A 26790-nucleotide genomic window follows, 5' to 3' on the forward strand; every position below is an offset into this window, starting at 1 on the left:
TCCCTCTTGTGTGGACAAGTTAGGGGTGGGTGTGCACCTTCCGCAAAAGAGCAGGCACCAATTTCGCATGATAGCCATCGGAGGAGCAACCACCGCATCATGGCTGCGCTCCACCATGCGGCAATGCAATCCCTGACGGCGACACCCCGTCGTGCGGTTGCATTGGCTGGACTTGCTTCGCCTCGCCCTGCCCCGCTTGGCCTTGGCACCGCGCCGCCTGCGGCGCGCGGGGCACGTTTTCGCCGAGAAAAGCGCATTCCCCAACCCGAGCAGGCAGTTGCCGCGACCAGTCCGGCAGGCCGTTCCTGGCCACCAGTTCCATCGCATCTCCGATGGGAATGCGGGCGATGCCGGCGGCGCGGTCGACCCAGCCGAGCTTGGCCAGTTCCTTGTCCTCGCGATCACGGAAGGCGGCGAGGTCGATCGCCGGGAAGCGTTGCATGGCCGGCGTCGCCTCATTGCCCTGCCAGGCCGCGCCGGGCAGAGGCCAATAAGCATTGGTATCGAAGATCAGCCTGAGCACGACCACGGTGAGGACCAGGAATAGCACCAGCCCGCCACCGAACAGCAGCAGCGCGCGCGATGACACGTCCCGCGTTTCGGGATAACGAGGTTCGTCAGCCATTGGCGAACCTCCCGCGCGCCAGCCGCTCGCGCCAGGCGGCGATGCGCTCCGGCTCCCGAAGCGCGAACACGAAGAGCGCCGTCCACAGCCCGCCGGCACCGGCGAGCGCCGCCAGATCCGGCCAGCTCAGACCAAAGCCGGCGAAGGCCGGCCTGACGCGCCACAGCAAATCGGCAAAATGTCCGGCCAGTGTGATGGCGGCCAGCCAGACGATGCCGGCATGGCTGCGCTTCAGGTCGCGGCTGAGGAAGCCCGCGAAAGGCAGCACGAACTGCAAGGCAATCAGCCACAGCACGAATTGCCAGCCGTTCCGAGCGCGCACCATGTACCAGTGGATTTCGACGGGCAAGTCGCCGCCCCAGATGATCAGCCACTGCATGAAGGCGAGGTAGGCCCAGGTCAGCATCAGGCCGAACAGCATATTGGCGACGTCTTCGCTCAGCTCCACGCGCTCCGCGCCACCGGGCATGGTCTCGATCGAACGTCGCGCGGCTAGCACCAGCACGGCCACCGCATAGGCCCCGATCGTCTCGGCTGAGGCTTCCAGCATTCCGTAGATGGTCGAATAGAAGTTAGGCTCGAGCGACAGCATCCAGTCTGTGGAAAAGACGCTAACGGCAAAGCCGTGAACCACCAGCCCGGCGGCGCAGCCCATGCTTCTCGCCCGGCGCTGCTGGGCAGTCTTGACGGGAACGGTCGCGGTCGGGCCCAGCAGGAACCAGGCCAGCACGAACCAGACGATGACGCACACTGCAAAGCGGACGAGGAAGAAGGGCACATTCAGATAGGCGAGCTTGTGGCGCGCCGTCTCGGTTAGAGCGGCAGGATCGGCAGCCCAGGGGAAGACGAAGTCGGGTCGGACCAGCACGGGAAGAAGTAGTACGAGCGCCAGCGGCAGGGTCGCGACCATGGCTCTCAGCGGCGGTAGTGCGGCATCGCCCCAGCGGCCGCCGGTCAGGCCGTGGATCATCATGATCGTCATGGCGCCGAGCGACAGGCCGAGCAGGAAAAGGGCCATCGTGACCCATCCACAAATCGTCGCTTGCGCGCCAAGAAGCAGCCCGAGTATACACAGCAGCAGCCCGACGGCAGCTACGGCAAGCATCCAGCGGAAAGGCCGGTCGATCCTGTCGAGGCCGATCTTCATTGCGTCGCCTCCGCGTTGAGTTTGGTGCGGAGCGGCTCTGGCAAATCGGCCGCGGCGGCGCGACGGGAAAGCTGCAACGCGCGGATGTAGGCGACGATCGCCCAGCGGTCGGCCGGGGGAACGCACGCGGCATAGGAATACATGGCGCCGTAGCCGTTGGTGATGACATCGTAGAAATGACGGTCGGGCGCGCGGCGCAGCGCCTCCTGATGATAGGTCGGCGGGGCCGGAAAGCCGCGCTGAACGATCATGCCGTGGCCGTCGCCGGTGCGGCCGTGACAGGGCGAACAGAAGATATCGAAGCGCTCTCGACCACGGTTCAGCAGCGCCATGGTGACCGGTTGCGGGATGGCATCCGGCACCGGTGCAAGCTCGGCGTTGCGCGCCACCGTGCCCGACACCGGCATGCGCGCCGAGGCGCCGTCGGCGAACTGGCTGCTCGCCTCCAGCGGCTCGTAATGCGGCTGGTCGGCCATCTGCTGCTGGCACCCGGCAAGCGCCGGCGCGGCCGCGAGCGCGAGGGCGAACGCCGGCCTCACGCCTCCACCTCCTCGACCGTTTCGGCGCCCAGTCTGGTCAATTGCCCCTTGACGACGGCTTTGCGGAATCTCGGGTCGGCCGCCTCGACCAGCAGGTAGAACTTGCCGCCCTGCGCATAGGTGAAGCTCCGCGCATTGAAGACAGGGTGGTAATATTGCGGCAGCCGGTTGGCGGCGAGCACACCGATGAAGCCGGCCGTCGCCGCACCGAGAATGCCGGCCTCGAAGGCGATGACGACGAAGGGCGGCCAGGAATGCAGCGGCCGTCCGCCGACATTGACCGGGTAGTCGATCTCTACCGAATACAGGATCAGTCCGTAAGCAAACAGCGCGGCGAGGATGCCGCCGGCCAGCACCACCCAGGGCAGGCGCGTTTTCCTCATGCCGAGTACCTCCTCGGCCAGCCCCTTCACCGCATAGGGCGAGAAGGCATCCATGCGGCTGTAGCCGCGATCGCGCATGTCGTGGGCAGCAGCCGTCAGGGCGTCGGCATCGGCGAAGGTAGCGATGACGCCGTAGAGGCTCATTGCCCCCTGCCCTCCTGCGCCAATTCCTCGACCTCGAAGATGGTGATCGCTGGCAGGATGCGGACGAACAAGAAAACCAGCGCGAAGAAGGTTCCGATAGAGCCGAACAATATGCCGAAATCCAGCCAGGTCAGCGACTGCTCGCCCCAGGAGGACGGCAGGAAATCGCGGCTCGGGCCGCTGACGACGATGACGTAGCGTTCGATCCACATGCCGAGATTGATGATGAGCGCTATCGCGAACAGCGCCGGCATATTGAGCCGCACGCGGCGGAACCAGAGAAGTTGCAACACGCCGCAATTGCAGGCGAGCATCACCCAGAAGAACGGTGCGTAGGGGCCGAAGGCGCGCTCGGCCATCATGGTTCGCTCGTAAGCCTCGCCAGAGTACCAGGCGAAAAAGGCCTCCGTAACATAGCCGTACAACACGACCATGCCGGACGCGAGCATCAGTCTGCCGGCATTGTCCATGTGCCTCGGCGTAATCAGGTCCTGGACCGAAAAGGCCCAGCGCAGCGGGATCGCGATGGTGAGCACCATGGCGAAGCCGGAATAGAGCGCGCCGGCTACGAAATAGGGCGGGAAGATCGTCGAATGGTAACCGGGCAGAATGGCGAAGGTGAAGTCGAGCGACACGATCGAATGCACCGACACCACCAGCGGCGTCGCCAGCGCCGCCATCAAATAGTAAACCTGCTCGTAGCGCGCCCAATGGAAGGCAGAACCGCGCCAGCCCATTGCCAGAAGTCCATAGAAGATCTGCGCGCTGCGCGATTTCGCCCGGTCGCGCAGCACAGCAAGGTCGGGCAGCAGGCCCATATACCAGAACAGCAGCGACACGGTGGCGTAGGTGGCGATCGCCGCGAAATCCCAAACCAGGGGGCTGCGCCATTGCGGCCAGTGCATATGCGTGTTGGGCAGCGGCAAGAGCCAGTAGAAGAACCACGGCCGGCCGAGATGCAGGATGGGGTAGAGTCCGGCCATCGCCACGGCGAACAGCGTCATCGCCTCGGCAAAGCGGTTGATCGAGGCGCGCCAGGGCTGGCGAAGCAGGAGGAGCACCGCCGAGATCAGTGTGCCAGCATGGCCGATTCCGATCCACCAGACGAAGTTGGAGATCATCGTGCCCCAGGCGACTGGGATGCTGAGCCCAATGCCGCCGATGCCGACTACGATCAAGTAAGTGACCGAATAGAAGAAGACCAGCACCAGCAAGAAGCACAGGAAAAATGCCGCCCAGAAATAGCGCGGCAAGCGGCCACCGAGCACGATGGAGGCGATGCGGCCGCTGATTTCGGGAAAATCGTGCCGGCCGGCCAGCACCGGCGGGCGCCGCGGCCTTTTTTCCGAGCGGGCGGGAGTGGCCGCTTCAGCCATTGCCCGGCTCCGCTTTGGAGGCGCCGGCGAGGCGGGGATTCGGATTGCTGATCCGGCCCAGATACGTGGTGCGCGGACGCGTGTTCAGGTCTTCCAGAAGCCCGTAGCTCTGCGGCGCCGCCTTCTCCCGCGAAACTTCGGAGTCGGTGAGATTGCGGTCGCCGAAGATGATTGCTCTCGTCGGGCAGGACTGCTGGCAGGCGGTCACCACCTCACCGTCCCGTATCGGGCGGTTCTCGATCTGCGCGTGGATGCGCTTTTCGCTGATGCGCTGTACACAGTAGGTGCATTTTTCCATGACGCCGCGCGAGCGCACACTAACGTCGGGATTGCGCGCCGCCTGCTCGGGGCCGGCCTCCCCCTTGTCGAACTCGCGATAGTCAAGGAAATTGAAGCGGCGCACCTTGTAAGGGCAATTCTGCGAGCAATAACGCGTGCCGATGCAGCGGTTGTAGACCTGCGCGTTCAGCCCATCATGGGTGTGCACGGTGGCATTGACTGGACAGACGATCTCGCACGGCGCCTTCTCGCAATGCATGCAGGGCACCGGCTGGAAATAGGTATCCGGCGCCTCCGGCTCCCCTGCATAGTAGCGGTCGATGCGCAGCCAGTGCATTTCGTGGCCACGAGCGACCTCGTCCGGCCCGACCGTGGCTATGTTGTTCTCGGCTTGGCAGGCTGCGACGCAAGCCATGCAGCCGACGCAGGCCGAAAGGTCGATCGACATGGCCCAGGCTTCTTGATGGTAAGTCCAGTCCGGATAAATGGACTCGGCCGGCGCCGGCGGCACGCCGTCGCGCACGAAATCCGGATTCTTCGCGAATTCCGCCAGCGAAGCGTGACGCACGATCGCCCTGCCCTCCATCGCATTGTGATGTTGGGTGGTGACGATGCGCTGCGTCTGATCGCGGGGCGAAAGCGCGACGCCGTCAGCGAACCAGGGCGCGTCTACGGTCCTGAGCTGGAAAGCATCATAGCCGATGGCGAGAGGCGCCACCGCACCGGGCGCCTTGCGGCCGAAGCCGAAGGAGAGCGTCACCGTGTCGTCCGGATGGCCGGGCACGATCCAGGCCGGCGCATCGAGGCTGAGGCCGTTGCGGGCGAGGTTCACCGTCCGACCGTTCTCAAGCTTCAGGCGCGCGGCGGTCGCCGGCGAGACCAGCGCCGCATTGCCCCACACGATCTTCGTCAGCGGGCGCGGCAGTTCCTGCAGCATGGCCGAATTGGCGTAGCGGCCGTCGCGTAGGAAGGGATCGGCCGTGAACCTTATTTCCACCTCCTTGGCAGGCTCGGCGCGCGGCCGCAGGCCGGCGAGGTCGGCCGGCGGCTGGACCGCGGCGGGAACGGCGGCGGTGCCTGGGACAACGCCGTCGCGCAAAGCCTTGCGCCAGCCGGCATCGTCCAAGCTTTGCGCCCAATTTCGGCGCACCAGCATCAGCGCGTCGGCATCGAACGTGCCGGCAAGCGCCGCCAGGATTTCGTGCACGGTCCTCCCACCAAACAGCGGTAGGATCAGCGGCTGCACGATCGAGGCGGTGCCGTCGAAGGCGCGCAGGTCGCTCCAGCTTTCAAGATCGTGTGCGGCCGGCACATGCCATTGCGCCAGGAACGCCGTCTCGTCGCGGTAGAGGCCAAAATGGACAAGCAGTTTCAGAGACCCGAACGTCTTCTTCGCATCGAGGCCGGCAGGCGCGGTATGTACCGGGTTCGCGCCAAGCGCGACGACCGTGTCGATTGCAGCGTGCGAGATCGCCTGGCCGAGATCGGATAGGTCGCCATCGACAGGGACCGCATGCGGCGGTTCGATGAGATCAATCGTGTTGCCGAAGGCGCCGAGCCGGCCGTTGATGGCCAGCGCCACCGCGTGGACGAAGGCGGTCTGCTGCGATCCGGGCACGACCAAGGCGTTGCGGCCGCCGGCCTTGAGATCGTCGATAACGGCGGCAATCCACTGCCGGTCGGCTGCGCCGGCAGCACCCTCACCTCCCAGCACGGCATTCAGCGCGGCCGCGATTGCCTCCACCTCGCTTGGCCTTGCCGCCCGGCGGTGGTCGGCGGCCGCGCCGGTAATGGTCGGCGTCGACTCCACCGCATAGAGCCGGTTCATCGCGTCGCCCGGCTCGCGCACACGCCTTCGCGCCGCGAACTGCTTCGAATAGGCGAGCGCACCCGGCCCTTCACCGAGGAAATCCGCGTCCAGCGAGCAGATCACCTGGGTGCGGTCGAAGCGGTAGAGTGGCGTCAATGCCCGGCCGAACAGCTTCGTCGCGGCCTCCTCGTCGGCGGTCGCGGCAAGCGGATCGTGGCGATAGATGCGAAGTTCCGGATATTGCTTGCGAAGCGCGTCGAGTTGCGCCTTCATCGTCGACGAAGTGCCGGTCTCGACGAGCAGCGCCGCGCCTTTCCCACCCGAAGCCGTCCAGTCGGAGGTGAGCTTGGCCATATCCGCCAGGAAATCGCTGTAGGACGCCGGCTCGCCATTCTTCAGCGGGGTACGCGAGCGGTCGGGATCGAACAGGGCCAGCACTTGAGCCTGCATAACGGCATCCGTGGCGCCGAGCGAGGCGGGGTGATCGGGGTTGCCTTCCACCTTGGTCGGCCGGCCTTCGTGGCTCTCGACGACGGCGCCGATGCCGTAGCCGCCGCTGCAAAGCGTCGTCGCATAGTAAAGCGGCCGGCCGGGAATGACGTTCTCCGGCTGGCGCACATACGGCACGATGTCCTCGGCCCGGCCGCAGGCGGTCAAGCCGGCCAGCGAGAGCGAGGCGCCAGCGAGCTTCAAAAACGTGCGACGGTCGAGATTATGCGGCAGACGCTCGGCGATCGAAGGGAACTCGGCTTCGATGAAGCGGCGGAAATCCGGCGTACCGGCCATTTCGTCCAAGTTGCGCCAGAGATCGCCGGCGCCCGACGGACGGCGCGAACCGGCGGACCGGGCGGGTGGGTCCCTGTCAGCGGTGGCAGACATAGCAGTCGGTCATGGTCTCGGGATGGACGTCAAGCAGCTTGACGAGCGACTGTCGGATTTTCGCGATATCCTCCGGCGGGTTCCAGTGCATCAGGAAGGCGTCCTGCGGCGGCCGCAGATTGGGCTCGGGATCGCGGTGGCAGCCGAGGCACCATTCCATGCTCAGCGGCTCGGCCCGCGCCATCAGCGGCATGTCGTCGACCGCGCCGTGGCAGGTCTCGCAGGCGACGCCCTTGTTCACATGGATGGAATGATTGAAGTAGACGAAGTCCGGAACCGAATTGACCCTCTGCCAATGCAGCGGCTGGCTCCTGGCAAGGCTGGTGCGTATCGGCGCCAGCATGGCGGCATTGGTGTAGAGCTGCGAATGACAGGTCATGCAGATTTCGGTCGCCGGCAGCCCGGCTGAATTGGACGTCTCAACGCCGTTATGGCAATAGCGGCAATCGATGCCGAGCTGGCCGACATGGTGCTTGTGGCTGAAAGGGACCGGCTGTGCCGCTGCCTCGCCGACGCCGGTCAAAAAGCTCGAGCGCAGCAGCGCCGTGCCGGCGGTCGCAACCAGAAGCATGGTGCACACCCCGCCCCACAGCACGAACCGGGTGATGCCATTGGCGCTCCTTGCAAAGATTTGCGGCATCCCCTCGCCCAGAATGATTTGAACTTGGACCGACGTGATGGCGCCCAACTGAGAGGCCCCGCGGAAGTTCCGGAGCCGGTAGATTGCTCACGGGAAGGTGATCAAAATAACTCGTAACCGACATTTCGCGCGAAGCGATCGCCGGTTAAGGCGTTTGGAATCCGTCACGGTTCGTTACCAGCTGGAAGAAAGATATGGCTGTTGTAGCGCACGGGTTGCTGCCGGGCGATCTGCCTCGCAAGCCTCACGAACCGCCGTTTTCATGCGGTTTCCGATCCAACTTCTTGTCCTCGCCTGCCTCCTGGTTGGGACCGTACCCGGCCTGACCATTGGCCCGTTCCTCCACACCGCCGTCACCTCCGTCCTAGGACCCGCGATGCCACAGTAAGTCTGGCTATCTGGCACGGGTTCACAATTCCTCTGTTCATGAGCGTGTTGGCCCTTGCCGGTGGCGCAATCCTCTATCTGCTGCTGAAGAACTATCTGGCGCGGTGCGAGGACGGCCCGCCCTACTTCAGCTGTCTCAGCGCGTCTTCGAGCGTGTGCTGGTGGTGGTCTCATGGAGAGGTGCCCGCTTCATCGTAAGCGTCGCCATGGACCAGGATCATGACCATCGCCCTTCTATCAGCAGGAACAGCTCGCGCGCCCGCTCGCCGGGCGATGGCACGTCAGCTTCGGCGAGCAGGGTCGCCAAGTGCTTCTCCATCAGCGCCTTGTGCTGACGCGCCATCGAACGCGCGGGATGCCCCGAGAGATGGGCAAGCTCGATTGCCAGCCGCGTAATCCCGACCCCGCCTAAGGTGGCTTGGACGACCATGTGGCCAGTCCACCGAAGAGCTTGTCGACCAGTTGCTCAGCACCTCCTGACAGGTCGATGCCGTCCTTGCTGTGGTAGTAGAGGGTCTTCTTGGTGACGCCAGCGGTGCTTGCGGTCTCGTCCATGCCGACGCGAAAGAATCCCCGGCGGCGAAAGGGCTTGAAAGCCACCTGCAATATCGCTGGCCTGGTCTGGTCGGAGGATCGGCGCACGGAGCTAACGCCGATGAATGTATACTCGATAATGAGTTCATATCCGTGCGGTCTCGACATTCAATGGACCAGCGATTGTCTAATATTCGTTGGGAGCCGAGAATGGACAGGCTGATCACCGCAGTGCCCGATCTCCAACAATTCACGGAAGCCACAACCCTGGGCGACCGGACCAAGGCTTCACCGGCGCCTGCGCTCCTGACCTGCATGAGGACCTCTGTCAGGTGACCCGCCGCCGCGTTCCGCGAGCCTTTTTCGACTGTGTCGAGGCCGGCGCCTATTCCGGACAGACGCTGCGCGCCAACAGCGCCCGATCTGGAGCGCCTGACGTTTCGCCAGCGTTTGCTGGTCGACGTCTCGCGACGGGACACTGGAACAACTATCCTCGGCTAAAAGGCATCGCTACCAATAGCATCGGCACCGATCGGCATTGGCGGGATGCAGTGGGAGATTCTCGCTTGCCGCGCCGCACAGGCTGCCGGTGTCCCCTACACGCTCGGAACGATGGCGATCTGCTCGATCGAGTACGTTGCAGAGGCCGTCGATAAGCCGTTCTGGTTCCAGCTCTATGTGATGAAGGACCGCGGCTTCGTGCGTTCGCTCGTCGAGCGCGCAGCGGCTGCCCGCTGCAGCGCGTTGGTGCTCACGGTCGACCTGCCGGTGCTGGGACAGCGCCACGCCGACATCAAGAACGGGCTCTCGGTTCCGCCGTCTCTGACCGTGCGCAATCTTCTCGATATAGCGACCAAACCCGGTTGGGCCTGGCGAATGCTCACCGCCAAGCGCTAAACGTTCGGCAATCTCGCCGGCCATGTGAAAGGCGAGCAAGGCGTCAAGGAACTGGGGGACTGGGTATCGCATCAATTCGATTTCACGCTCAACTGGCAAAACGCGAGTGGATCGGGAGCATCTGGCCCGGCAAGCTCATCCTCAAGGGCATTCTCGACGTGGACGATTCACGTACTGGCAGCAAGGCCGGTGGGACCGCGATCGTGGTGTCCAATCATGGCGGCCGGCAGTTGGATGGCGCGCCCTCAACGATCTCGAAGCTGCCGAAAATCGTTGAAGCGGTAGGCTCCGAAACGGAAGTGCTGTTCGACGGCGGCGTGCGGTCCGGCCAGGCGTCTGGGGCCGGCGGAGAGTCCGGTGGCGACCGCCATCGAGATCCCTCGCAAGGAACCGTCCGTCACCATGGCGCTGACCGGCACACGACGTATCGATGAAGTCGACGAGCGGGTGCTGGATTAGCGAAGCTTGGCCGGATGGCGGCCGTCGCGGTGGTATCTGCCGCCGCCCCTCACGTCGCGACGACTGCCACTGTGTGGCACCGAGGAGAAGGGCGGCCCCGGCCAGCCGAAGGATTGCACACAATTTCGGGCCTACGCCCTGTGCGGCTGCTTGCCGCCCATGCCGTGGGGCGACTCGGCTGCCTCGGCACAACGTTTCTGGCAGGCGACGTCATAAAGCGGTCGAGAGCGGCGCGGAATTCTTCGTCGCGTCTGCGCCTCGTACCAGTTTCTCCGCTAGGGATGGATGAGGTCGGCCGCGCGCTCGCCAATCATAATTGCCGTCGCGTTGGTGTTGCCGGCGATATGACGCGGGAAGATCGAGGCATCCGCGACCCAGAGCCCTTCGGTGCCCCGTACGCGAAGCTGCGGGTCGACGACTGCGCTTTCGTCTGGTCCCATCCGGCAAGTGCCCACCGGATGCAGGAACGGCACCGTGGCCTTGCGCGCATAGGCTTCGTCCGCCGCAGGCCCCGCGCCTTCAGCCGGCACGTCGATGAGTTCGCGCACATGGCTGCCGAACGGGGGCGTCGAGGCTAGCTTCCGTATCCAATCCAAGCCGCGCAGCACACAGGCAATATCGTGTGGATGGTCGAGCAAGCGCGGATAGATTGCCACCGACTGTCGCGGGTCGCTGGAACGAAGCTCGAGGTAGCCGGTGCTTTTGGGATAGTTGACGTTGGCCAGGATGGTAACAAGGTTGCGCGTCGGCACGTGCAAACGGCCGTTGTCGTTGAAATATCCGAAGGGGAAGAGATGAAACTGGAGGTCCGGCATTTCCCTGTCCGGCGTGGATTTCAGGAAGGCGAGCACCTGGGCGGTGGGCACGCTCAACACGCCGTTTCGCGAAAGGATCCATTCGGCGAACGCTTTTGCCCGTCCGATCGGCGATGCAAAGGCATTCCCCGTCTTGACGTCCATCTCCGCACGGACATAGAGGCCCGGATGTTCCATCAGGTTGCGGCCGACCTCGGGCCTTGCTACCCGCACGCCAATCCCATGGCGGACCAGTTGGTCCGGATCGCCGATGCCCGAGAGCATCAGTATCTGCGGCGAGTTGATGGATCCGGCTGACAAGACTACGCCGCGCCGTGCCTTGGCTTGCATCTTCTGGCTGCCGCGCAGGATGTCGACGCCGATAGCCCGATTGCCTTCCAGCACGATGCGCTCAACCAACGCATCGTCCATGAATGTGAGCTTGGCGTCACCGAGGCGAGGCACGATGAACGCGTCGAATGCCGAATGACGAATGCCGCCTCTGGTGGAGCCCTGATTCCAAGCGACACCCTCGTGGGACCTTCCGTTAAGGTCGGCGTTCAGGGGCACGCCAGCATTCACGAAGCTGTCGATGAATTTGGCCGATAAGGGGTGCTTCCATCGCAGGGCTGATACACGTAACGGTCCCATGCCACCGCGATAGGCGTTATCCTTATCGTTATCGGCAGTCTCCATCTTGCGGAAATATGGCAGAACCGAACTCCAGCCCCACCCCTTGTTTCCCAACGCCTCCCAAGCGTCGTAGTCGGCAGCGGCGCCGCGAATGAAGATCATGCCGTTGATGGCCGAAGATCCGCCGGGCACGCGCCCTCGCGGCCACGATTCCCGCAGGCCGTTGCGGCTGGGATCCGGCTCAGTCACATAGTTCCAGTCGTAGCGGTTGTTACCGATCGTATACATGAGCGCAGCCGGTATGCGCGTAAGATGTAACTTCTCGCGCTTGCCCGCTTCAAGGAGAAGGACGCTCGCGCCCTTTTCGACAAGCCTTGCTGTAAGCGGTGAACCCGCACTGCCCGAACCTACGACGATATAGTCGAATTCCATGATACGCTTGCCTCATCGGGATTGCGGGGCACCGCGCCGGGGTTAGGGGGCCCGGCGCGGTCTGGGACTGCGCCGCTGTTACGGGCCGCTCAGATCGAGCGCGGGCATCAGCCTTGGGGCCGACAAGCCGGCCTCGACGAGATGGCACGCGGCATAATCCTCGTCGCGTCGTTTCAGCAGCGCCGGATCCTCCGTTGCGCAGCGGTCAAATGCGAACGGGCAGCGCGTGCGGAAGGTGCAGCCGGAAGGGATGTCGATGGGGTCCGGCGGCTCGCCTTCCAGGAGATAGGTCGCCGCGTCGTAGGGCTTGTGCTCGATCGCCGGAACCGCACTGAGCAGTGCCCGCGTGTAGGGATGGCCGGAATCGAAGAAAGTCGCCTCATTGCCGGCGAGTTCGGCGATGCGACCGAGATACATGACGGCCACGCGATTGCAGACGCGGCGCACCATGCTCAGATCGTGCGAGATATAGATGTAGGTCATGCCGTGGCGGGCCTGCAGGCGCTCGAAAAGGTCGAGCAGCTTGCCCTGTTCCACTTGGTCGAGTGCCGACAGCGTCTCGTCGAGGATCAGCAGTTCCGGGTCCAGCACCATGGCGCGGGCGATGTTGACGCGTTGCCGCTGGCCCGCACTGAGCCCTACCGGCAGTTTGTCCGTCAACTCGGGGCGCAACCCCACCTCGTTCATCGTGTAGGCGACCTTCTCGCCGATCTCCTTGGCGCTCATTCCGCCATGGATGCGCAGCGGTTCGGCGATCGTCCGGCCAATGGCCAAATGTGGCGGGATGGCGTTGTAGGGATCCTGCAGCAGGAGCTGGAACCGACGGCGCAGATCAAGCAGCTTCTTTCGGCCGAGATGCGCGATGTCCTGGCCCTTGAACAGGATCTGGCCGCGATTGGGTGCTTCGAGGCGGCTGAGTAGACGCGAAAGCGTCGACTTCCCGCAACCGGATTCGCCCACGATGCCGAGATTATCGCCTTTGTAGACATCGAAGGAGACGCCCCGGACGGCCTGGACGACCCGATACGCAAACAGCCTCTCACGGTCCTTGGTTGCGTAGGAACGGTAGACGTCGCGGACCGAAAGGATGATCTCGCGTGTGTCGTCCTTGGCCAAGGCCGGCGCGGCGGTGACCCGCTCAGCGTCCCAGATGCGCGGCACGCTCTTGATGAGGTTGCGCGTATAGTTGTGCTGGGGGTCGTCGATCAGTTTACGGGTCTCCTGGCACTCGACCACGCGGCCATCGGCGAGCACAAGGACGTTGTCTGCGATCTCGTTAACGACACCGAGCGCCGAGGAGACGAAGATGACCGCCGTGCGGAAATCGCGCTGGAGATCCCTCAGCAGGCGAAGAATCTGGGCGGCGACGGTCACGTCGAGCGGCTGCGTGATGTTGTCGGCGACGAGCAGGTCAGGGTTGGTGACCAGGGCATCGACGATCAGCACGCGCTGCATCATCCCGCCACTGAACTGGAAAGGAAATTCTTGGAAGCGCTGCGCTGGCGAAGGAATGCGGACCGCGTCGAGGACACGAAGCACGCGCGCCTTTGCTTCCGCCGTCGAAATGCCTGGCTCGACGGCGCGCAGCTTCTCGATGATCTGTTGTCCGACCGGGATGGTCGGATCGAGCGCGCTGCCGGGGTCGGAGCCAATATAGGCCACCTTGCGCCCTCGCAGTCTCTGCATCTCGGCGGGCGCGAGATCGAACAGGTTGCGGCCATGGTAGGCAATCGTCCCACCGGTCACGACCAGCGGCGGACTTATCCAGTTGACGAGTGCGCGCGACAGGACTGTCTTACCCGAGCCGCTTTCACCGATGATGCCGAGGACCTCGTCCTGGGAAACCGAGAGGTTGACGTCCCGAAGAACAGCGCGCCTTGCGCCGCCTTGCAGCGCTAGATCGACCGACAGGCCTGAAACCTCTATAATGCTGGCACTCTCCCCGCTCATACGACACCTTGGAGTAGCTTGTTGCGGGAGCGTTCAAGGGCACCCCCCATGAGGTTGATGCTGCACAGCGATATCGCCAGCAGCAGGCCGGGAATGGTGGTGATCCACCACGCATTTAGGAGATACTTGGTGCCGTCGGCGATGATCGTCCCGAATGTAGGCGTGGGCGGTTGGATGCCGATGCCGATAAAGCCGAGGATGGCTTCGAAGATCATCATTCGTGCGACGTCGAGCACGGCGACGAACGCGATCGGCGGCAGGATGTTAGGCGCGATATGCACCAGCAATATGCGCAGGTCCGATGCGCCCAGGATTTTGGCCGCACGCACATATTCCTTGCGCCGTTCCGACATGGTGACGCTGCGCGCCACGCGGGCGTAGCCGGGCCATCCCGCGAGGATGAAGACGAGGATGACAGTCAGCGGCGTCGGCCGCGTTACGCCGAGGATGGTGATGGCCAGGATGATCACCGGAATCGACATTTGGGCATCGGTGATGCGCATTAGGATCAGATTGGTCCAGCCACCGACATAGCCGGCCAGCATCCCGACGGCCGAACCGAGCACGAACATGCCCACCACGCTCGTAATACCGATCATCAGCGCGTTCCGCAGGCCGATCAGCGAACGCGCGAGCAGGTCGCGGCCGAGCTGATCGGTGCCGATCACGTGAGGCCAGACCGAGCCTTCGGCAGGCCAGGGGGGCGAGAACTTCAGGCCGACATTGAACTTCGTCGCGGAAAGTCCGAGCAGGCCCGGCGCGGCGACCGAGAGCAGGATCACGGCGATGAAAATTACCGCCCCGACCCGGAACTCCGGCGTCTTGAAAGCCTGAAGGAAGATATTAGCGCCGAGGCTTCGGGCTTTTTGGGGAACGCTGACGTCCTCTTCGACGATGGTGTGTTCGGACATCAGTACTGGAGCCTTCTGTCGATCGTGGTCGAAGCGAAATCGACGAGGATGTTCACACCGACGAGCCCGGCGCAGGCGAAGATCGCGATCGCCTGGATGATCGGGAAATCGCGCTGGAACACCGCATTGATCATGAGCAGGCCTATCCCCGGATAGTTGAAGAGGTATTCGACGACGAACAGCGAGCCGAGGATCAGTCCGACCGCCTGGATGCCCAACACGTTCAGAAGGGGTATCCCGGAGTTACGCAGAACATGCGCCGAGATCATGCGCCGTCGCGTCAACCCGCGGATTTGGCCAACATAGACATAGGGCTCGAGGAGGTTGGAGGAGACCGAAACCGAGAGCGACCGGACGATGATCGGGATCAGTTCCACCGCCAGGACCAAGGCCGGCAGGATGGCATAGGTCCAGTTCTCGTAGCCGATTGCAGGCAGCCAGCCCGTCTTGGCCGACAACAGATAAATGAACACCAGTCCGAGCCATACATTGGGCAGCGAGACGAGGACCGAACTCAGGTAGAGCGCGAATCGGTCGGGCGCCCTGCCCGCGTTAAGGCCCGCCCAGATGCCGAGCGGAACCGCGATCGACAGTGAGATCAGGAAGGCAAGGCCCGCAAGCAGCAGGCTGTAGGGCAAAGTCGCGCCGATCAGCTCGATGACCGGCGCCCGGTTGCTGGCATCGAAGGTTGATTCGCCGCGTGAGCCTCCAGTGCTGCCGCCCTGGGCGCTGCGCACGAAGGATCGGCCGAAATCGCCGCGAACGACCTGCGCCATATACCGCCCGAACTGGACGATTATCGGATCACGCAGGCCGAGCTCCTTGGCCGTCTGCTCCGCCACGGACTGCGAAACCATCGGGCCGAGCATCAGCCGCACTGGGTCGCCGGGCACCACCCGTAGCAGGGTGAAGATCAACAGGGCGATGCCCGCCACGATAATCACGCCTTGCGCGAGACGGCGAACGAAGAAGTCTATGGCGAAAAGCATTTCGGCAGGCTCACAAAGGAGCAGCGCCGCCGCATGGCGACGCTGCTGGCCAAGGGTTAGACGAGATCCGCCTTCGATAGGTCGATCGGCCCGTAGGGCAGATAGACCGCGCCTTCGAGGTTCTTGGCGGCGCCGTGGAAGGTGAGCGCAGAAAACAAGGAGAAGCTCGGGACTTTTTTGGCCATCGTCGGGAAGGTCTCCTCGGTGAGGATCTTCAGCCGCTGTTCCGGATTGGGCGCGTTGCGCTCCTTGTCCAGGACCGCGTCGATCTCGGGATCGTTGATGCCTGAAATCAGCGCCGCGCTGGAATGCCAGTTGGGCCGCAGGACGAGGTCCGGCTCAGGCGATGGCGTCATCCAGCCGACGTCGCACATATGGCCCTGGCCTTGGCCGTCGGCGCGGCGATAGATCGCCACTTCCCAGGCCGCCGGCTCGAGGACCGTCAACTGGACATTGAAGCCCTGCTCCTGGAGCATCGCGGCGATCAATTCGCCATACTCCTTGGTCTTGGGATAGAAGCCGATCGATGTGATATATTCGAGCTGCGGCAGCCCCGCCCCGTTCGGGAAGCCAGCTTCGGCAAGCAGACGCTGCGCTTCCTCGGGATTGTAGTCTGGATATCCCTTGATGTCGGTAAAGCCGAACTTCATCGGGGAGACGTAACAGCTTGACTCGAGCGCCGCTTCACCCATCAGTTCGAGAATCTGCTTGCGGTCAATCGAGTGGCATGCCGCCAGGCGGATGCGCGGATCGTCGAAGGGCGCCTTGTTGCAGCGAAAATGCAGATATTTGTTCTCGGTCGTGAGACCCTTGCGAGTGGTGACCTTCGGATTTCCTGCGAGAGATGCGTACTGTTCCGGCTCGAGACGTTCGGCGATGTGGTACTGGCCGTTCAGGAGGCCGAGAACCCGCGTGTTGGCATCCGGAACATAGGCATAGACGACCTCATCGATCTTCGGACGCCCGCCGAAGAAGTCGTCATATGCGTGAAGAATATTTTTGTCGCCGTTGGTCTCGACATACTTGAAGGCGTTCGTGCCGTTCGGACGCTTTTGCAGAATCTTCGGATCAGCAACATCCTTCGCAGAGAGGATCGGGATGACGCTTGAAATGAACCACCAAGCCGATGCCGGATAGCCGTGCTTCTCGGTGTGCAGTCGCACCGTAAGGCGATCGACGATTTCTACATCGACCTTTCCGGGGCAAAAGGAAGCGGCCGGGCGGGCCGGGTCGCAGGAGTATTCGAGCGTCGCCTTGACGTCCTCGGCGCTGAATTCCTTTCCGTCGTGAAATTTCACGCCGTCGCGCAGCTTGAATTCGAACGTGTTGGTGTCGATCAGCTTCCAGCTTTCCGCCAGCGCGGGTTCGAGCAGGTCCGCCTCGCCGTCCCGCATCGGGGCACGCGTCAACGCATTGAAGACAAACTTTTCGAAATTGCCCTGACCGAGGGTCGTGTGGGAGGTCGGATCCCAATTACCTGTGACGGGTCCCATGGACGCGAGCACGAGTGACTTCTTGCCCTGCGCATTGGCCGGCACGGCGACCTTGCCGAGCACGCCGGCCACGCCAAGCGCTCCCGCGCCAACCATAATGTCTCTACGCGTAATCATTGATCCTGTTCCCCTTTTTGACCTTCAGTTGTGCTGCAAACGGACGGTTTGTTTCGATGGCCGGTCGATGCCGCCCCAATCAGACGTACTCAATGGTTTGCCGCGCGGTATGGCGCGCGTCGCCCCAATGCTGGACGAACCCTTGACCGCCCAGAACCCTGAACGGCTGAGGACGCGAGATCCGCGTCTGACCGATTTTGCCAGTCTCTCAAATTACACAAATCGGTCAAAACGACCAATATCGGCACATCAGACTTGGGTCAAGGCCCCGATCGGCTCTGCTGTGAAAAATCAGATTTCTTTGCAAACGCCTGAAACGGAAAGGTTGCTGACGCATCTGCTGATTTGACGGATTTAAGTGGGATTTGACTGGTTTGCCGATGTGGCCTAGCTTGACGCGAGAATTTTTGCGTCCCTGGACGCAAACGGCTTTGTCGTAGTTGTCCGGCGCGGCCGGAATTAACTAAGGTCGGCAATGACTCAAATGGTTACAGGCAGATTCGGTCCATGAGATTTTCGGGGTTTCGGCAGGAAAAGATTCTCGAAATACTGCGCACGAATGAGCGCGCGAGCGTCAATCTGCTCGCCGATCGCCTCGAAGTCAGTCCGGAATCCATCCGACGCGATCTGCGATTACTCGAAATGAATGGCTTTGCCCGGCGCGTCTATGGGGGCGCGGTACTCACGCCGGCCGATAGCGACAAGCCGTTCGGCGAGCGCAACCGGGTCAATGCGCCGGAAAAGAACCTGATTGCCGAAAAGGCCGCCAGCCTGGTCCAGAACGGCATGAAGATCTTCGTCAGTTCGGGCACCACTACCCTGGCCTGCGTGAAGCACCTTCACAAGCATCAGGACCTGACGATTTTCACGAACTCCATCGCGATCGCGGCGCATTTCTTCTCCCACGGCTGGGGCACCAGCGTGCGCGTGCTGGGTGGTCCAATGGTGCCGGAATATCAGGCAACGTTCGGGCATTCCACCATCATGGCGCTGAACGGACACCGGTTCGATCTCGCTTTGATGGGCGCTAGCGCCGTCCACGTCGACCACGGCTTCATGGGCTTCGGCGAGGACGAGGTCGCCCTTCACGACGAGGCAAGGCGTCAGGCCGGCACCACCGTCATGGTGGCCGACCCATCGAAGTTCGGGCGCTTCGGCTCGGTTCGCGCCTTCGGGCTCGGCGACGCCCACCATGTCATCACAACTAAAGGCGTCGGCGAAGAATTCGTCCAGCGCTTCGCCGAACTGGGCGTCGACCTCATCCGCGTTTGAGAGCGCCTCGGCGCCGATAGGACAAGTCGGCACTTTACTCAGGCCCGCATAGATATAGCATTGCGTTTCCTGCTAGCGCGCCTCCCCCGCTCCCTTTCGTGGACCGGCCGTCGCCGGCGGGTTGTGCTTACTTGGATTACATGGGTTCCGCTGCCTTCATGGAAATTGCTCTGTCGCGAAAGGGTTTGGCTCGCCGCATCGGCCCGATGGACGTTCATCGCCTCCGGGCGGCAACGCAAGAACTCCGCTCCCATGTAGCGGATGACCTCACGGTGCCCGACGACTTCTGTCTGGCAATGCCCGACCAACCCGCCTCCTCTGGTGCCGGACCGCAGCTGTGCGGATCGGCACAGGAGATGGAGCCTGGCATCCTCGTCCCGTCGCATCGCGGCGTGGACAGCACCCGCCTGCTTCTCTCGGTCGATGGCCAACATCCGTCGCTCCTGCTCAAAACCATCCAGCCCGACCAGCGCCGCTTCATCGATGCGGCCGCATCCTTCGATGCGCAACGCAAGGCGGCCTGCCTCAACTGCGCGCCCGAAGTCCTTGCCATCGATGCGCGGCGCGCGACCTGCATTATGGAATATCGCAACGGCTGGGCGACCGCCCGTGTCAGCGACCTGAAAAATTTGGACGTCCTCAATGACGTGATCGGCGTCAAACGCAAGATCCACGGTGGACCGCGCTTCACGATCCCGGTGTCGCCGTTCGACAGGATCCGCGCGCTGAAGCAGGAATGCGACCGGGCCGTGGCTCAGGCTCCGGCCGACCTTCCGGTCCTGTTCGAGCAAGTTTTGCGCTTTGAGCGCATGATCGCCGCGTCGGGGGTCGACAGTGTGCCCTCCCATGCCGACGGCATGGCCTCGAACATCCTCATCGCGCCGGATGGTCGGATCGAACTCGTGGATTTTGACGGCGCCGGCAACGTCGACCCTTATTTTGAGATCGGGATCCTGATCAACGAAGTTTTCGAAGACGAGAAGGATTTCCTCCCGGCCCTCGAAATGTTCGAAGGCACGCCCAGGCCGGGAAGTCTCCGTCGCGCGCGTCTCTACGCGATCGCCGACGATCTCGCATGGGGTCTCTGGGGTCTCGTAATGGACGCCACCTCGCAACGCAAAGATGTCGAGTTCTACCGATACGGGTTCTGGCGCTTCATCCGCTGCCGCGCCGCGCTCGGAAGCGTCGATTTCGGCTCGTATGCGAGAATGGTCTGAGAACCCTGTCATGGAACGGAAGTGCGGGGAAGGCCATTCATCCTCCGAGCGACAATTGGAGACAATGCTCTCCATGGTCCCGGCATGGCAGGGCAAGGATATCTATTACCGGCCGATCTTCGGCGGCTTCAGCAATTCCAATTGGCACATCAGGATCGGAGGTGAACGGCAGACCTTCTTCCTGAAGATGCCCGGCCCCGGAACCGAGAAGTTCATCGATCGCAGCGCTTCGCTCGAGGCAGGCAGGCGCGCGCACCTGCTTGGCATCGGGCCCCGCACCTACGATGATCTCAGTGACCGCGGCGTCGAAATCTGCGACTTCGTCGAGCGGTCGCGCCCCTGCACGACGCGCGACTTCCACTCCGCGGAGATCAGGACGCGCACCATCAAGCTGTTCCGCACCTTCAACGATTCCGCCCCGCTCGGCTTGACCAAGACCCTTTTCGACATGATCGAAGAGCATATCATCCAGTTGCGTGAGCTTGGCGGCGTGTTCTCGCACGATTTTCCTGCCATCCATGCGCAGTACCTATCGGCGCGGGCCGCGCTGGAAGCGTCGGGCTTGGATATCGTCCCCTGCTACAACGACCCGGCGCCTGCCAACTTCCTGCTGACGGAGGACGGCAGAATCGTCATCGTTGACCTCGAATACGCGTCGAACAACGACCGATGCTGCGATCTCGCCACCTGGTGCGGGGAAATGGTCCTGAGCGATGCAATGCAAGATGAGGCGATCGAATGTTATTTCGGTCGTGTCGAGGCCAGCATCAGGGCGCGCATGCTTGTCTACCAGATGCTGGGCGACCTGAAATGGTCGCTGTGGTGCATGATCCAGAACATAACCTCGAGCATCGACTTCGACTTCTACAAATATGGCGCCTGGAAGCAGATGCGCCTGCGCTCGACCCTTCGGAACCCGTATTGGGACCGCGCCCTCATGTCTCTGTAGGGGCTGCCACCTCCTGACTCGAGGCTCGGGCGTCTCGCGATGAGCCCTAATTTCGGAGCCAATTGCCCGCGCAGCTACTTGCACCGTTTCGCCTGTCTCTCGATCCGGTCCGGCTACTGAGACCATCAATGCGTAGGCTGTGCCGTCGGACTGCCAGAAGACGGTCGGCACACCGCCCGTGGCCGTGGTTGGTGCCTGCGCTTCCCATCCATTGGAGCGACGAGTATGGTCCGGCCGACGCTTGGTATCGGTCACGACCAGGCTTTCCTTTCCTTCCAAAGCTGGACTTGGACGCCCACCCAACTGACGGGAGCGCCGGCATGCCGATATTCACAGCTCCGACCCCCCTAAACCAGCGCGCTCGCGGTTTTCGCCAGACAAGCAGGACGACCATAGCGGGCTCGCTGATCGCTGATCGTATGGATCGAAGCAAAGCAGCGTAGGTCCGCGCGGCTAAGACGGGTGAAATGATCGCGCCGGGCACGAGCATGGAAGCGCGATCGACCTTGGAAACAGCAACATGTTGAACGCCAGCGTCGACACGTCCAACAACGTGCCCCGGATCATCCAGGCACCGATGATCTTCTCCGTTTGCGATCTATAGGCGTTTGGAACTGTTGTAGATTTTTCTTTGAGGCGGATGTCGCGCGTGCGACGCGCCAGAAGTCGGTCAACTTCAGCAGTTACAGCAGGGTCATCCTGCTCGTCGAGGTGCACTCGGTGCGACAAAAATATCGGCCTCTAGAACCGCTTCTCCTAACGGTTCCGTCCGATCATCCGATCGTCGGGTAAGGCATGGATGCCGGAGCTATCCTGAAGATTTGATTTCTAACAGGTACCGATTGCCCATTGAGTTGGACGCCCTGCTTGGGCCGAAGGTCCTCGATAGGATGCCTTCCCCTAGGCTCGTCGAAGCTCTGACGGCGTAATGCCTTTGTACTGACGATATACACGGCTGAAATGGCCGGCATTTGGAAACCCGCACCTATAGGCGATATCTCCAATTTGGAGATCGCTCGTTTCCAAAAGCGTTCCTGCATAGTGCAGACGTATCGCGAGATATGCCACCATCGGGCTGGTTTGCACTTCCGTGGCAAATAAACGCTCAAGCTGGCGACGCGAAATCCCAAGCTTAGCTGCCAAGCTTTCTACAGTAATTTTCTCCTGCAGGTTGCTCTCCATCAGAAGTAAGGCTCGCCTTAAATGGCGACTCCTGGCCTTGGAGAAAAGCTCGCCGTTTGGCTGAACGTCCCGGCCTGTTCTGATTCTATCGAGAATCAGTATTTTTGCAGCCTTCTCAGCAGCTCTATTGTCCACGTGCTTCGACACAAAGTGGCTTGCAAGATCGGCTGCTCCGGCGCCCCCAGCGCAGGTGGCGCGGTTTCCGTCGATCGAGAACAAGGTGTCCGCGTGCGCCCGAACATGCGGGAAAGTGTTCCGAAAATCTTTGATGTGAAACCAGCTCACGCAGGCTCGATAGTTGTCGAGCAGACCATAGTGCGCCAGTACGAAGCTCCCGGTGCATAAAGCCGTCAGAGGCATATCACGCTGTGCGGCCCGTCGGAGAAAGGCCTCCTTTTCGCCGCTGAGGTACTGCGTGCCGCTAAGCAATCCCCCCACAACGACGATATTGTCGTATTCCTGCGGATCGGTGATTTGCCTAGTGGGCAGTAACTCAACGCCGCAACTCGAGCGGATTGGAAGACCCTTCTCTCCAATAATCTGCCAGTCGAACTTCCCACGCCGGCTGCGGTCGTCATCATCGCCGGCGAGGCGCAGTGTGTCGAGGAACAGCGACAGTGGGGAAAGCGTAAAGTTTCGGGCGAGCAGGAAGCCAAAACGCAATACCAATCCTCCTATTCCCCAGGAAGGATGTGGCCGGCGTCGGCGCGCCACGACACCCAGATCGTAGCGCCGGGCATTAAATTCAGTTGCTCCAACTCGTCATGGCTCTTTTGTGCCTTGAGTTCGATGCCATCGACCCCTTCGAGATGGATGACGGCGGTGGCACCGACAAACTCCTCGCCAACCACTGAGGCGCGCATCGCGTTGCTGGTAGCCGGCTGGCGGTTGTTCAACTGCACGCGGTCACCCGACACGACGAACGTCGCCTTGTCACCCTTAGCCAATGCCTTTGCCGGGTTCGGCGCGACGTCAAACTCGCCAGATGGCGTGGCGATCCTGACGGCATCGCTGGTGACCCCGGAGACCTTGCCGGCAAAGACGTTCGATGAGCCCAGGAATTCCGCGACGAACCGTGTGCGCGGAGCCCGGTAGATTTCCTGCGGATTGCCGATCTGTTCGATACGACCACGGCTCATGATGACGACCCGGTCGGCCATCGAAAAAGCCTCGGACTGGCTGTGTGTCACATACACAAAGGTAATGCCTAGTTCCTTCTGCAGGTTCGACAGCACGGTCTGCATGCGAACCTTGAGATGGGCGTCGAGCGCCGATAGCGGCTCGTCAAGCAGCAGGATCCCCGGTTCCGTCACCAGCGAACGGGCTAGCGCCACGCGCTGGCGCTGCCCCCCGGAAAGGTGCGCAACGTTGCGTTGGGCGAATTCTGTGATTTGCATTCGCTCCAGCCATTTGTCGACGCGCCGGGTGCGCTCCGCCTTGTCGACGCCGCGCATTCGCAGACTGAACTCGACGTTCTCGCGCACGGTCAGGAAGGGGAACAGCGCCAGACTCTGCCACACCATTGGCGTGTCGCGACGCCAGGTCGGCAAATCGTTGATGCGTTTGCCAGCCAAGCGGATTTCGCCCTCGGTCGGCGCCTCGAGTCCGGCCAACATCCTGAGCGTCGTCGTCTTGCCGCAGCCACTCGACCCCATGATGGCCAAGAACTCGCCCTTGCGGATATCGAGATCCATGCGTTCGACGGCGACGAAGGCGCCGAACCTTTTGACCACGCCGTCAAAGACGACGAGAGCTTCTTCGGTCATGTCTGGGTCTCCGCTTTGCCGCCACCGATCTGGGCGACGTTGCGTTTCATGAGGAGGAGTTGAGCGAGGACCACCAGGGTCATCGAAGCCAGGAAGACGAAGGTGCCGATGACGTTGATGCGCGGGCTGACCTGGCCCTGCAGGAAGCCGAGAACCTTGACCGGCAGCGTTTCGTGCAGCCCGGATACAAACCAGGCGACGGCAAATTCGTCGAATGACACTGCCATGGTAATGAAGAGTGCGGCGAAGATCGCTGGCCGGCAGAAAGGGACGATCACATGCCGCATGGCCATCCATTCGGAGGCGCCGAGGTTCCACGCCGCCGCTTCCAGCGAGGGATCCATCTGCGACAGGCGCAGGCGGCATATTGCCATGGCGAAGGGAGCGCACATCACGACATGGGCAATGATGACGGAGTGGATTTCACCCGACAGACTGACGTTCGACAGGAACGCCAGCATGGCGAGGCCAAGGATGACCACAGGTATGGTTGGCGGCAGAAGCGCCAGCGCCACATAAAGCGGCTTGCCCAAGAATTTGTAGCGGAAATCGGTATAGGCGGCGCCAAACCCGATCGCAGTTGCCAAGACCGAGACGGTGGCGCCGACGATCAAGGTGTTGCGCAGGCCCTCCCAGACCAGCGGGTCGGCGTAGACAGCCTCGTACCAAATGGTTGAGAAGCCACCAAGCGGCAGCGACGGGAAGCGGTCGACATTGAGCGAAAAGACGAAGCTTGCCGCGATTGGCGCGAAGATGAAGGCGAATGACATGACGATGTAGAGTTTCAGCGCCCAGTCGACCAGCCGGCTGCGGTTCAAGTCATTCATCGTCCGCGCTCTCGGTAGGCGAAGCTCACGGCCGCGAACGCCACCGCAAGCAGCGTCGCAATCATGGTCAGGGCGATGACGGCAGCGCGCGGCCATTGCTGGCCAGACTTGGTCGTATCGGTGATCAGGATCGAGAGCGTTGGCGGATCGCCGCCGCCAAGATAAAGCGGGCTGACGAAATCACCGAAGGTGAGAATGAAGCAGAACAGCGCCGCGATCACCAGCCCGACCCTTGCCGCCGGCACGACGATCTCGAACACGGTGCGCAGCCGCCCGCAGCGCAGATTGTGGGCGGCCTCGATCAGCGTTCTGTCGACAAAGACGAGGCTGAACAATTGCAGAAGCACAACCAACGGGAAGCTCAAGGTCAGGTAACCGATCATGGTGCCGAACGTCGTATTCAGCATCCCGAATGGGCCGACGCCGACATGGGTGAGCAGTGCGTTGATGATGCCATTGTCGGACAGGAATATCTGCCAGGAATAGACGCGCACCAGATAAGAGGTGAAGAATGGTATGACCATCAAGAACACGGCCCAGCGCCGAGCCGTTTCGGACAGCTTGAAGGCGATGCCGTAGGCGCAAGGGAATGCCAGTGCGCTGGTGATAACCGCGGCGGTGGCGGATAGCCATAGCGTGCGGAAATACGCGTTCCAGAAGACGCCACGGCCAAGCATCCTTAGCCAGTTGTCCGGATTGAAATCCGGTTCCATACGGAAGTTTTTAACCGTCCAGAAGCTGAGAGCGATCAGAAAGACAAGCGGCGCCAGGAAGAACAGCACCTGCCAGACCAGCATCGGCAGCGAAAATGTCAGGCCGTAAAGTGTAATCGACTTTCGCATTGGCACAGGCCCCGCCCGATTGAACACGGCTCCTCCGTCCGCACGGTGCACGGCGAGGCCTCAAAGGGTGCCGGGCGAGCCTTCGAGCCTCGCCCGGCAGTTTCTGATCGTTACGATCCCTTGTATTCGGACCAGAAGTCGTTCCAGTCTTCAAGGCTCTGCTGAACTGGCAACTGGCGGTATGTGATACGCCCATCGCGGATCATGTCCATGACATTACTCTGGTTGAGCACCATGCCCTGGCGCTTGGCCTCCGCCGGCGTTTCGGTGGCCAAAAGCTCCCAGCCCTTCTTGTTCGGGATGAGGCACGGATAGGCTACCATGTTGGCAGACTTCACCTGGCCCTTGGCCGAGGTGATGTACTGGATCCATTTCTTCGCCAGATCGGCCTTCTGCGAGCCTTTGCCGATCGAGAAGGATTCGGTGAACTGCAGGCCGCCCTCTTCCGGAATGACGGTCCGCACCTTCGCCCCGCCCTTTTCCAGCGCCCCGGTGATCCAGTCGCCGATGCCCGCCATGGCCAGCATCTGTCCGTTCTGAAGCGACGAGAAGGTGCCGCCGTAGTCGAAGAAGCCGCCGATCTGGGGGCGCAGCGATTTCGTTTTATCCTGAACCGCGCTCCACGCCGCGGCGTCAATATCGTACGGCGAGGCGTTGCCCGTGAGCAGGCTGATCTGACCGAGATTGGGCAGGTGCCAATCGAAATGCCCGACCTTGCCCTTCAGCTTCTCGGTCCAAAAGACATTGTAGGTGGAGGCCTCCTTCTCGGTGATCGCTTCGGTGTTGTAGGCCACGCCAAGGAAGCCGAAACGGGTGATGACGGAATAGAGGTCGTCGCCCTGCCAGTGCCCTGGAAAATGCTGGAATTCGGGGAAGAATTCGTCGAACGGGTAGTCGGCGGGATCGAGTTTCTCGATATAGCCGGCCGCGTTGAGCTGCTGCACGTACTCGGCATCCGACAGGATGACATCGAATGTTCCGGGAGGCGATTGGGCGATCAGCCCGAGCATGTTGTCGCCGCCGGTGTAGTATTTGGGCTTGAACTTGACGTTGTTGGCGGCCTCGAACTCGGCGACGACGTCTGGCTCGGCGTGGCCATACCAAGCGAGCATATTGAGTTCGACCGGTTCGGCAAACGCCAACCGGCTGAGGAACGGCATTGCCAAAGCGCCACCACCCAGGATGCTGGCTCCTTTTAGAAGATCGCGGCGCGTGCGCACGCCGGACAAGCTTTTTTTGATTGTCATGGTTGTTCCCCTTGGCTTGTTGTCCAGCAAGGGTAGAAAGGGTTCAGCTATTTGGAAAATTAATTCTTAT

General features: G+C 62.1%; 23 protein-coding genes and 2 pseudogenes. 6 read left to right on the top strand and 19 right to left on the bottom strand.

The features are described from left to right. Positions 1 to 97 precede the first annotated feature (97 nt). The 7 genes from RPF88_RS08670 to RPF88_RS08700 are packed head-to-tail and all read right to left on the bottom strand — an operon-like array spanning position 98 to position 7822. On the bottom strand, positions 98 to 625 hold the full coding sequence (locus tag RPF88_RS08670; RefSeq protein ID WP_337122179.1) for a hypothetical protein: 528 nt from the start codon (positions 623 to 625) through the stop codon (positions 98 to 100). Continuing rightward, entirely contained in the window at positions 618 to 1772 is a 1155-nt protein-coding gene (locus RPF88_RS08675) for a hypothetical protein (protein WP_337122180.1), read from the bottom strand. The genes RPF88_RS08670 and RPF88_RS08675 overlap by 8 nt, the downstream gene beginning before the upstream one ends. Continuing rightward, positions 1769 to 2311, bottom strand: a complete 543-nt coding sequence (locus RPF88_RS08680) for a c-type cytochrome (RefSeq protein WP_337122181.1) — start codon at positions 2309 to 2311, stop codon at positions 1769 to 1771. Before RPF88_RS08680 ends, RPF88_RS08675 begins: the two co-directional genes overlap by 4 nt. After that, positions 2308 to 2838 carry a DUF3341 domain-containing protein gene (locus RPF88_RS08685; RefSeq protein ID WP_084016186.1) on the bottom strand — a complete coding sequence of 177 codons (531 nt, stop codon included), beginning with the start codon at positions 2836 to 2838 and terminating at the stop codon, positions 2308 to 2310. Before RPF88_RS08685 ends, RPF88_RS08680 begins: the two co-directional genes overlap by 4 nt. After that, entirely contained in the window at positions 2835 to 4214 is a 1380-nt protein-coding gene (nrfD, locus tag RPF88_RS08690) for an NrfD/PsrC family molybdoenzyme membrane anchor subunit (protein ID WP_337122182.1), read from the bottom strand. The genes RPF88_RS08685 and nrfD overlap by 4 nt, the downstream gene beginning before the upstream one ends. Then, a complete protein-coding gene (locus RPF88_RS08695) occupies positions 4207 to 7182 on the bottom strand; it encodes a TAT-variant-translocated molybdopterin oxidoreductase (RefSeq protein WP_337122183.1) in 2976 nt (991 codons plus the stop codon). The genes nrfD and RPF88_RS08695 overlap by 8 nt, the downstream gene beginning before the upstream one ends. Beyond that, on the bottom strand, positions 7166 to 7822 hold the full coding sequence (locus tag RPF88_RS08700; RefSeq protein ID WP_337122184.1) for a cytochrome c3 family protein: 657 nt from the start codon (positions 7820 to 7822) through the stop codon (positions 7166 to 7168). The genes RPF88_RS08695 and RPF88_RS08700 overlap by 17 nt, the downstream gene beginning before the upstream one ends. A gap of 221 nt (positions 7823 to 8043) precedes the next feature. On the opposite strand from RPF88_RS08700, the pseudogene RPF88_RS08705 reads away from it, so the two are divergent. Further along, a pseudogene (locus RPF88_RS08705) lies at positions 8044 to 8397 on the top strand (monovalent cation/H+ antiporter subunit A); the annotation flags it as partial. 29 nt (positions 8398 to 8426) lie between these two features. Here RPF88_RS08705 and RPF88_RS08710 read toward each other — a convergent pair. Both RPF88_RS08710 and RPF88_RS08715 read right to left on the bottom strand, forming a co-directional pair. After that, a complete protein-coding gene (locus RPF88_RS08710) occupies positions 8427 to 8639 on the bottom strand; it encodes a hypothetical protein (protein ID WP_337123930.1) in 213 nt (70 codons plus the stop codon). Beyond that, positions 8618 to 8809, bottom strand: a complete 192-nt coding sequence (locus tag RPF88_RS08715) for a TetR/AcrR family transcriptional regulator (protein ID WP_318014167.1) — start codon at positions 8807 to 8809, stop codon at positions 8618 to 8620. The genes RPF88_RS08710 and RPF88_RS08715 overlap by 22 nt, the downstream gene beginning before the upstream one ends. Before the next feature lie 480 nt (positions 8810 to 9289). Between RPF88_RS08715 and RPF88_RS33370 the strand changes: the two genes are divergently transcribed. Continuing rightward, complete coding sequence (locus RPF88_RS33370) at positions 9290 to 9640, top strand: alpha-hydroxy acid oxidase (protein ID WP_442921271.1); 351 nt, start codon at positions 9290 to 9292, stop codon at positions 9638 to 9640. Continuing rightward, positions 9607 to 9912: pseudogene (locus RPF88_RS33375) on the top strand (alpha-hydroxy-acid oxidizing protein); the annotation flags it as partial. The gene RPF88_RS33370 and the pseudogene RPF88_RS33375, both read left to right, overlap by 34 nt. A 462-nt stretch (positions 9913 to 10374) precedes the next feature. Here RPF88_RS33375 and RPF88_RS08725 read toward each other — a convergent pair. The 5 genes from RPF88_RS08725 to RPF88_RS08745 all read right to left on the bottom strand — a co-directional run bounded on the left by RPF88_RS08725 (position 10375) and on the right by RPF88_RS08745 (position 17418). Beyond that, positions 10375 to 11958: a GMC family oxidoreductase gene (locus RPF88_RS08725; RefSeq protein WP_198327523.1), complete on the bottom strand. Its 1584-nt coding sequence runs from the start codon at positions 11956 to 11958 to the stop codon at positions 10375 to 10377. 78 nt (positions 11959 to 12036) lie between these two features. Continuing rightward, a complete protein-coding gene (locus RPF88_RS08730; protein ID WP_224674365.1) occupies positions 12037 to 13908 on the bottom strand; it encodes a dipeptide ABC transporter ATP-binding protein in 1872 nt (623 codons plus the stop codon). After that, a complete protein-coding gene (locus RPF88_RS08735) occupies positions 13905 to 14819 on the bottom strand; it encodes an ABC transporter permease (RefSeq protein ID WP_064994905.1) in 915 nt (304 codons plus the stop codon). Before RPF88_RS08735 ends, RPF88_RS08730 begins: the two co-directional genes overlap by 4 nt. Beyond that, positions 14819 to 15808 carry an ABC transporter permease gene (locus RPF88_RS08740; RefSeq protein ID WP_337122185.1) on the bottom strand — a complete coding sequence of 330 codons (990 nt, stop codon included), beginning with the start codon at positions 15806 to 15808 and terminating at the stop codon, positions 14819 to 14821. The genes RPF88_RS08735 and RPF88_RS08740 overlap by 1 nt, the downstream gene beginning before the upstream one ends. A gap of 56 nt (positions 15809 to 15864) precedes the next feature. After that, complete coding sequence (locus RPF88_RS08745; protein ID WP_064994903.1) at positions 15865 to 17418, bottom strand: ABC transporter substrate-binding protein; 1554 nt, start codon at positions 17416 to 17418, stop codon at positions 15865 to 15867. 507 nt (positions 17419 to 17925) lie between these two features. Here RPF88_RS08745 and RPF88_RS08750 point away from each other — a divergent pair. From RPF88_RS08750 to RPF88_RS08760, 3 genes are all read left to right on the top strand, one after another. Continuing rightward, positions 17926 to 18690 carry a DeoR/GlpR family DNA-binding transcription regulator gene (locus RPF88_RS08750; RefSeq protein ID WP_337122186.1) on the top strand — a complete coding sequence of 255 codons (765 nt, stop codon included), beginning with the start codon at positions 17926 to 17928 and terminating at the stop codon, positions 18688 to 18690. Positions 18691 to 18830: 140 nt separating this feature from the next. Further along, positions 18831 to 19907 (top strand): phosphotransferase, encoded by a 1077-nt coding sequence (locus RPF88_RS08755; RefSeq protein WP_064994901.1) that lies wholly within the window; start codon positions 18831 to 18833, stop codon positions 19905 to 19907. Positions 19908 to 19971: 64 nt separating this feature from the next. Further along, complete coding sequence (locus tag RPF88_RS08760; protein WP_245321872.1) at positions 19972 to 20856, top strand: choline kinase family protein; 885 nt, start codon at positions 19972 to 19974, stop codon at positions 20854 to 20856. A gap of 900 nt (positions 20857 to 21756) precedes the next feature. Here RPF88_RS08760 and RPF88_RS08765 read toward each other — a convergent pair. The 5 genes from RPF88_RS08765 to RPF88_RS08785 all read right to left on the bottom strand — a co-directional run bounded on the left by RPF88_RS08765 (position 21757) and on the right by RPF88_RS08785 (position 26720). Then, complete coding sequence (locus tag RPF88_RS08765) at positions 21757 to 22701, bottom strand: GlxA family transcriptional regulator (protein ID WP_224674368.1); 945 nt, start codon at positions 22699 to 22701, stop codon at positions 21757 to 21759. Between the two features lie 11 nt (positions 22702 to 22712). Beyond that, entirely contained in the window at positions 22713 to 23732 is a 1020-nt protein-coding gene (locus RPF88_RS08770) for an ABC transporter ATP-binding protein (RefSeq protein WP_337122187.1), read from the bottom strand. A 68-nt stretch (positions 23733 to 23800) separates the two neighbouring features. Then, positions 23801 to 24631: an ABC transporter permease gene (locus RPF88_RS08775; protein WP_084016098.1), complete on the bottom strand. Its 831-nt coding sequence runs from the start codon at positions 24629 to 24631 to the stop codon at positions 23801 to 23803. Then, positions 24628 to 25473 carry an ABC transporter permease gene (locus RPF88_RS08780; RefSeq protein ID WP_224674370.1) on the bottom strand — a complete coding sequence of 282 codons (846 nt, stop codon included), beginning with the start codon at positions 25471 to 25473 and terminating at the stop codon, positions 24628 to 24630. Before RPF88_RS08780 ends, RPF88_RS08775 begins: the two co-directional genes overlap by 4 nt. Positions 25474 to 25583: 110 nt before the next feature. Beyond that, entirely contained in the window at positions 25584 to 26720 is a 1137-nt protein-coding gene (locus RPF88_RS08785; RefSeq protein WP_064994896.1) for a polyamine ABC transporter substrate-binding protein, read from the bottom strand. Positions 26721 to 26790 lie beyond the last annotated feature (70 nt).

The sequence above is a fragment of the Mesorhizobium sp. ISC11 genome, assembly GCF_037162595.1.
Classification (GTDB): domain Bacteria; phylum Pseudomonadota; class Alphaproteobacteria; order Rhizobiales; family Rhizobiaceae; genus Mesorhizobium; species Mesorhizobium ciceri.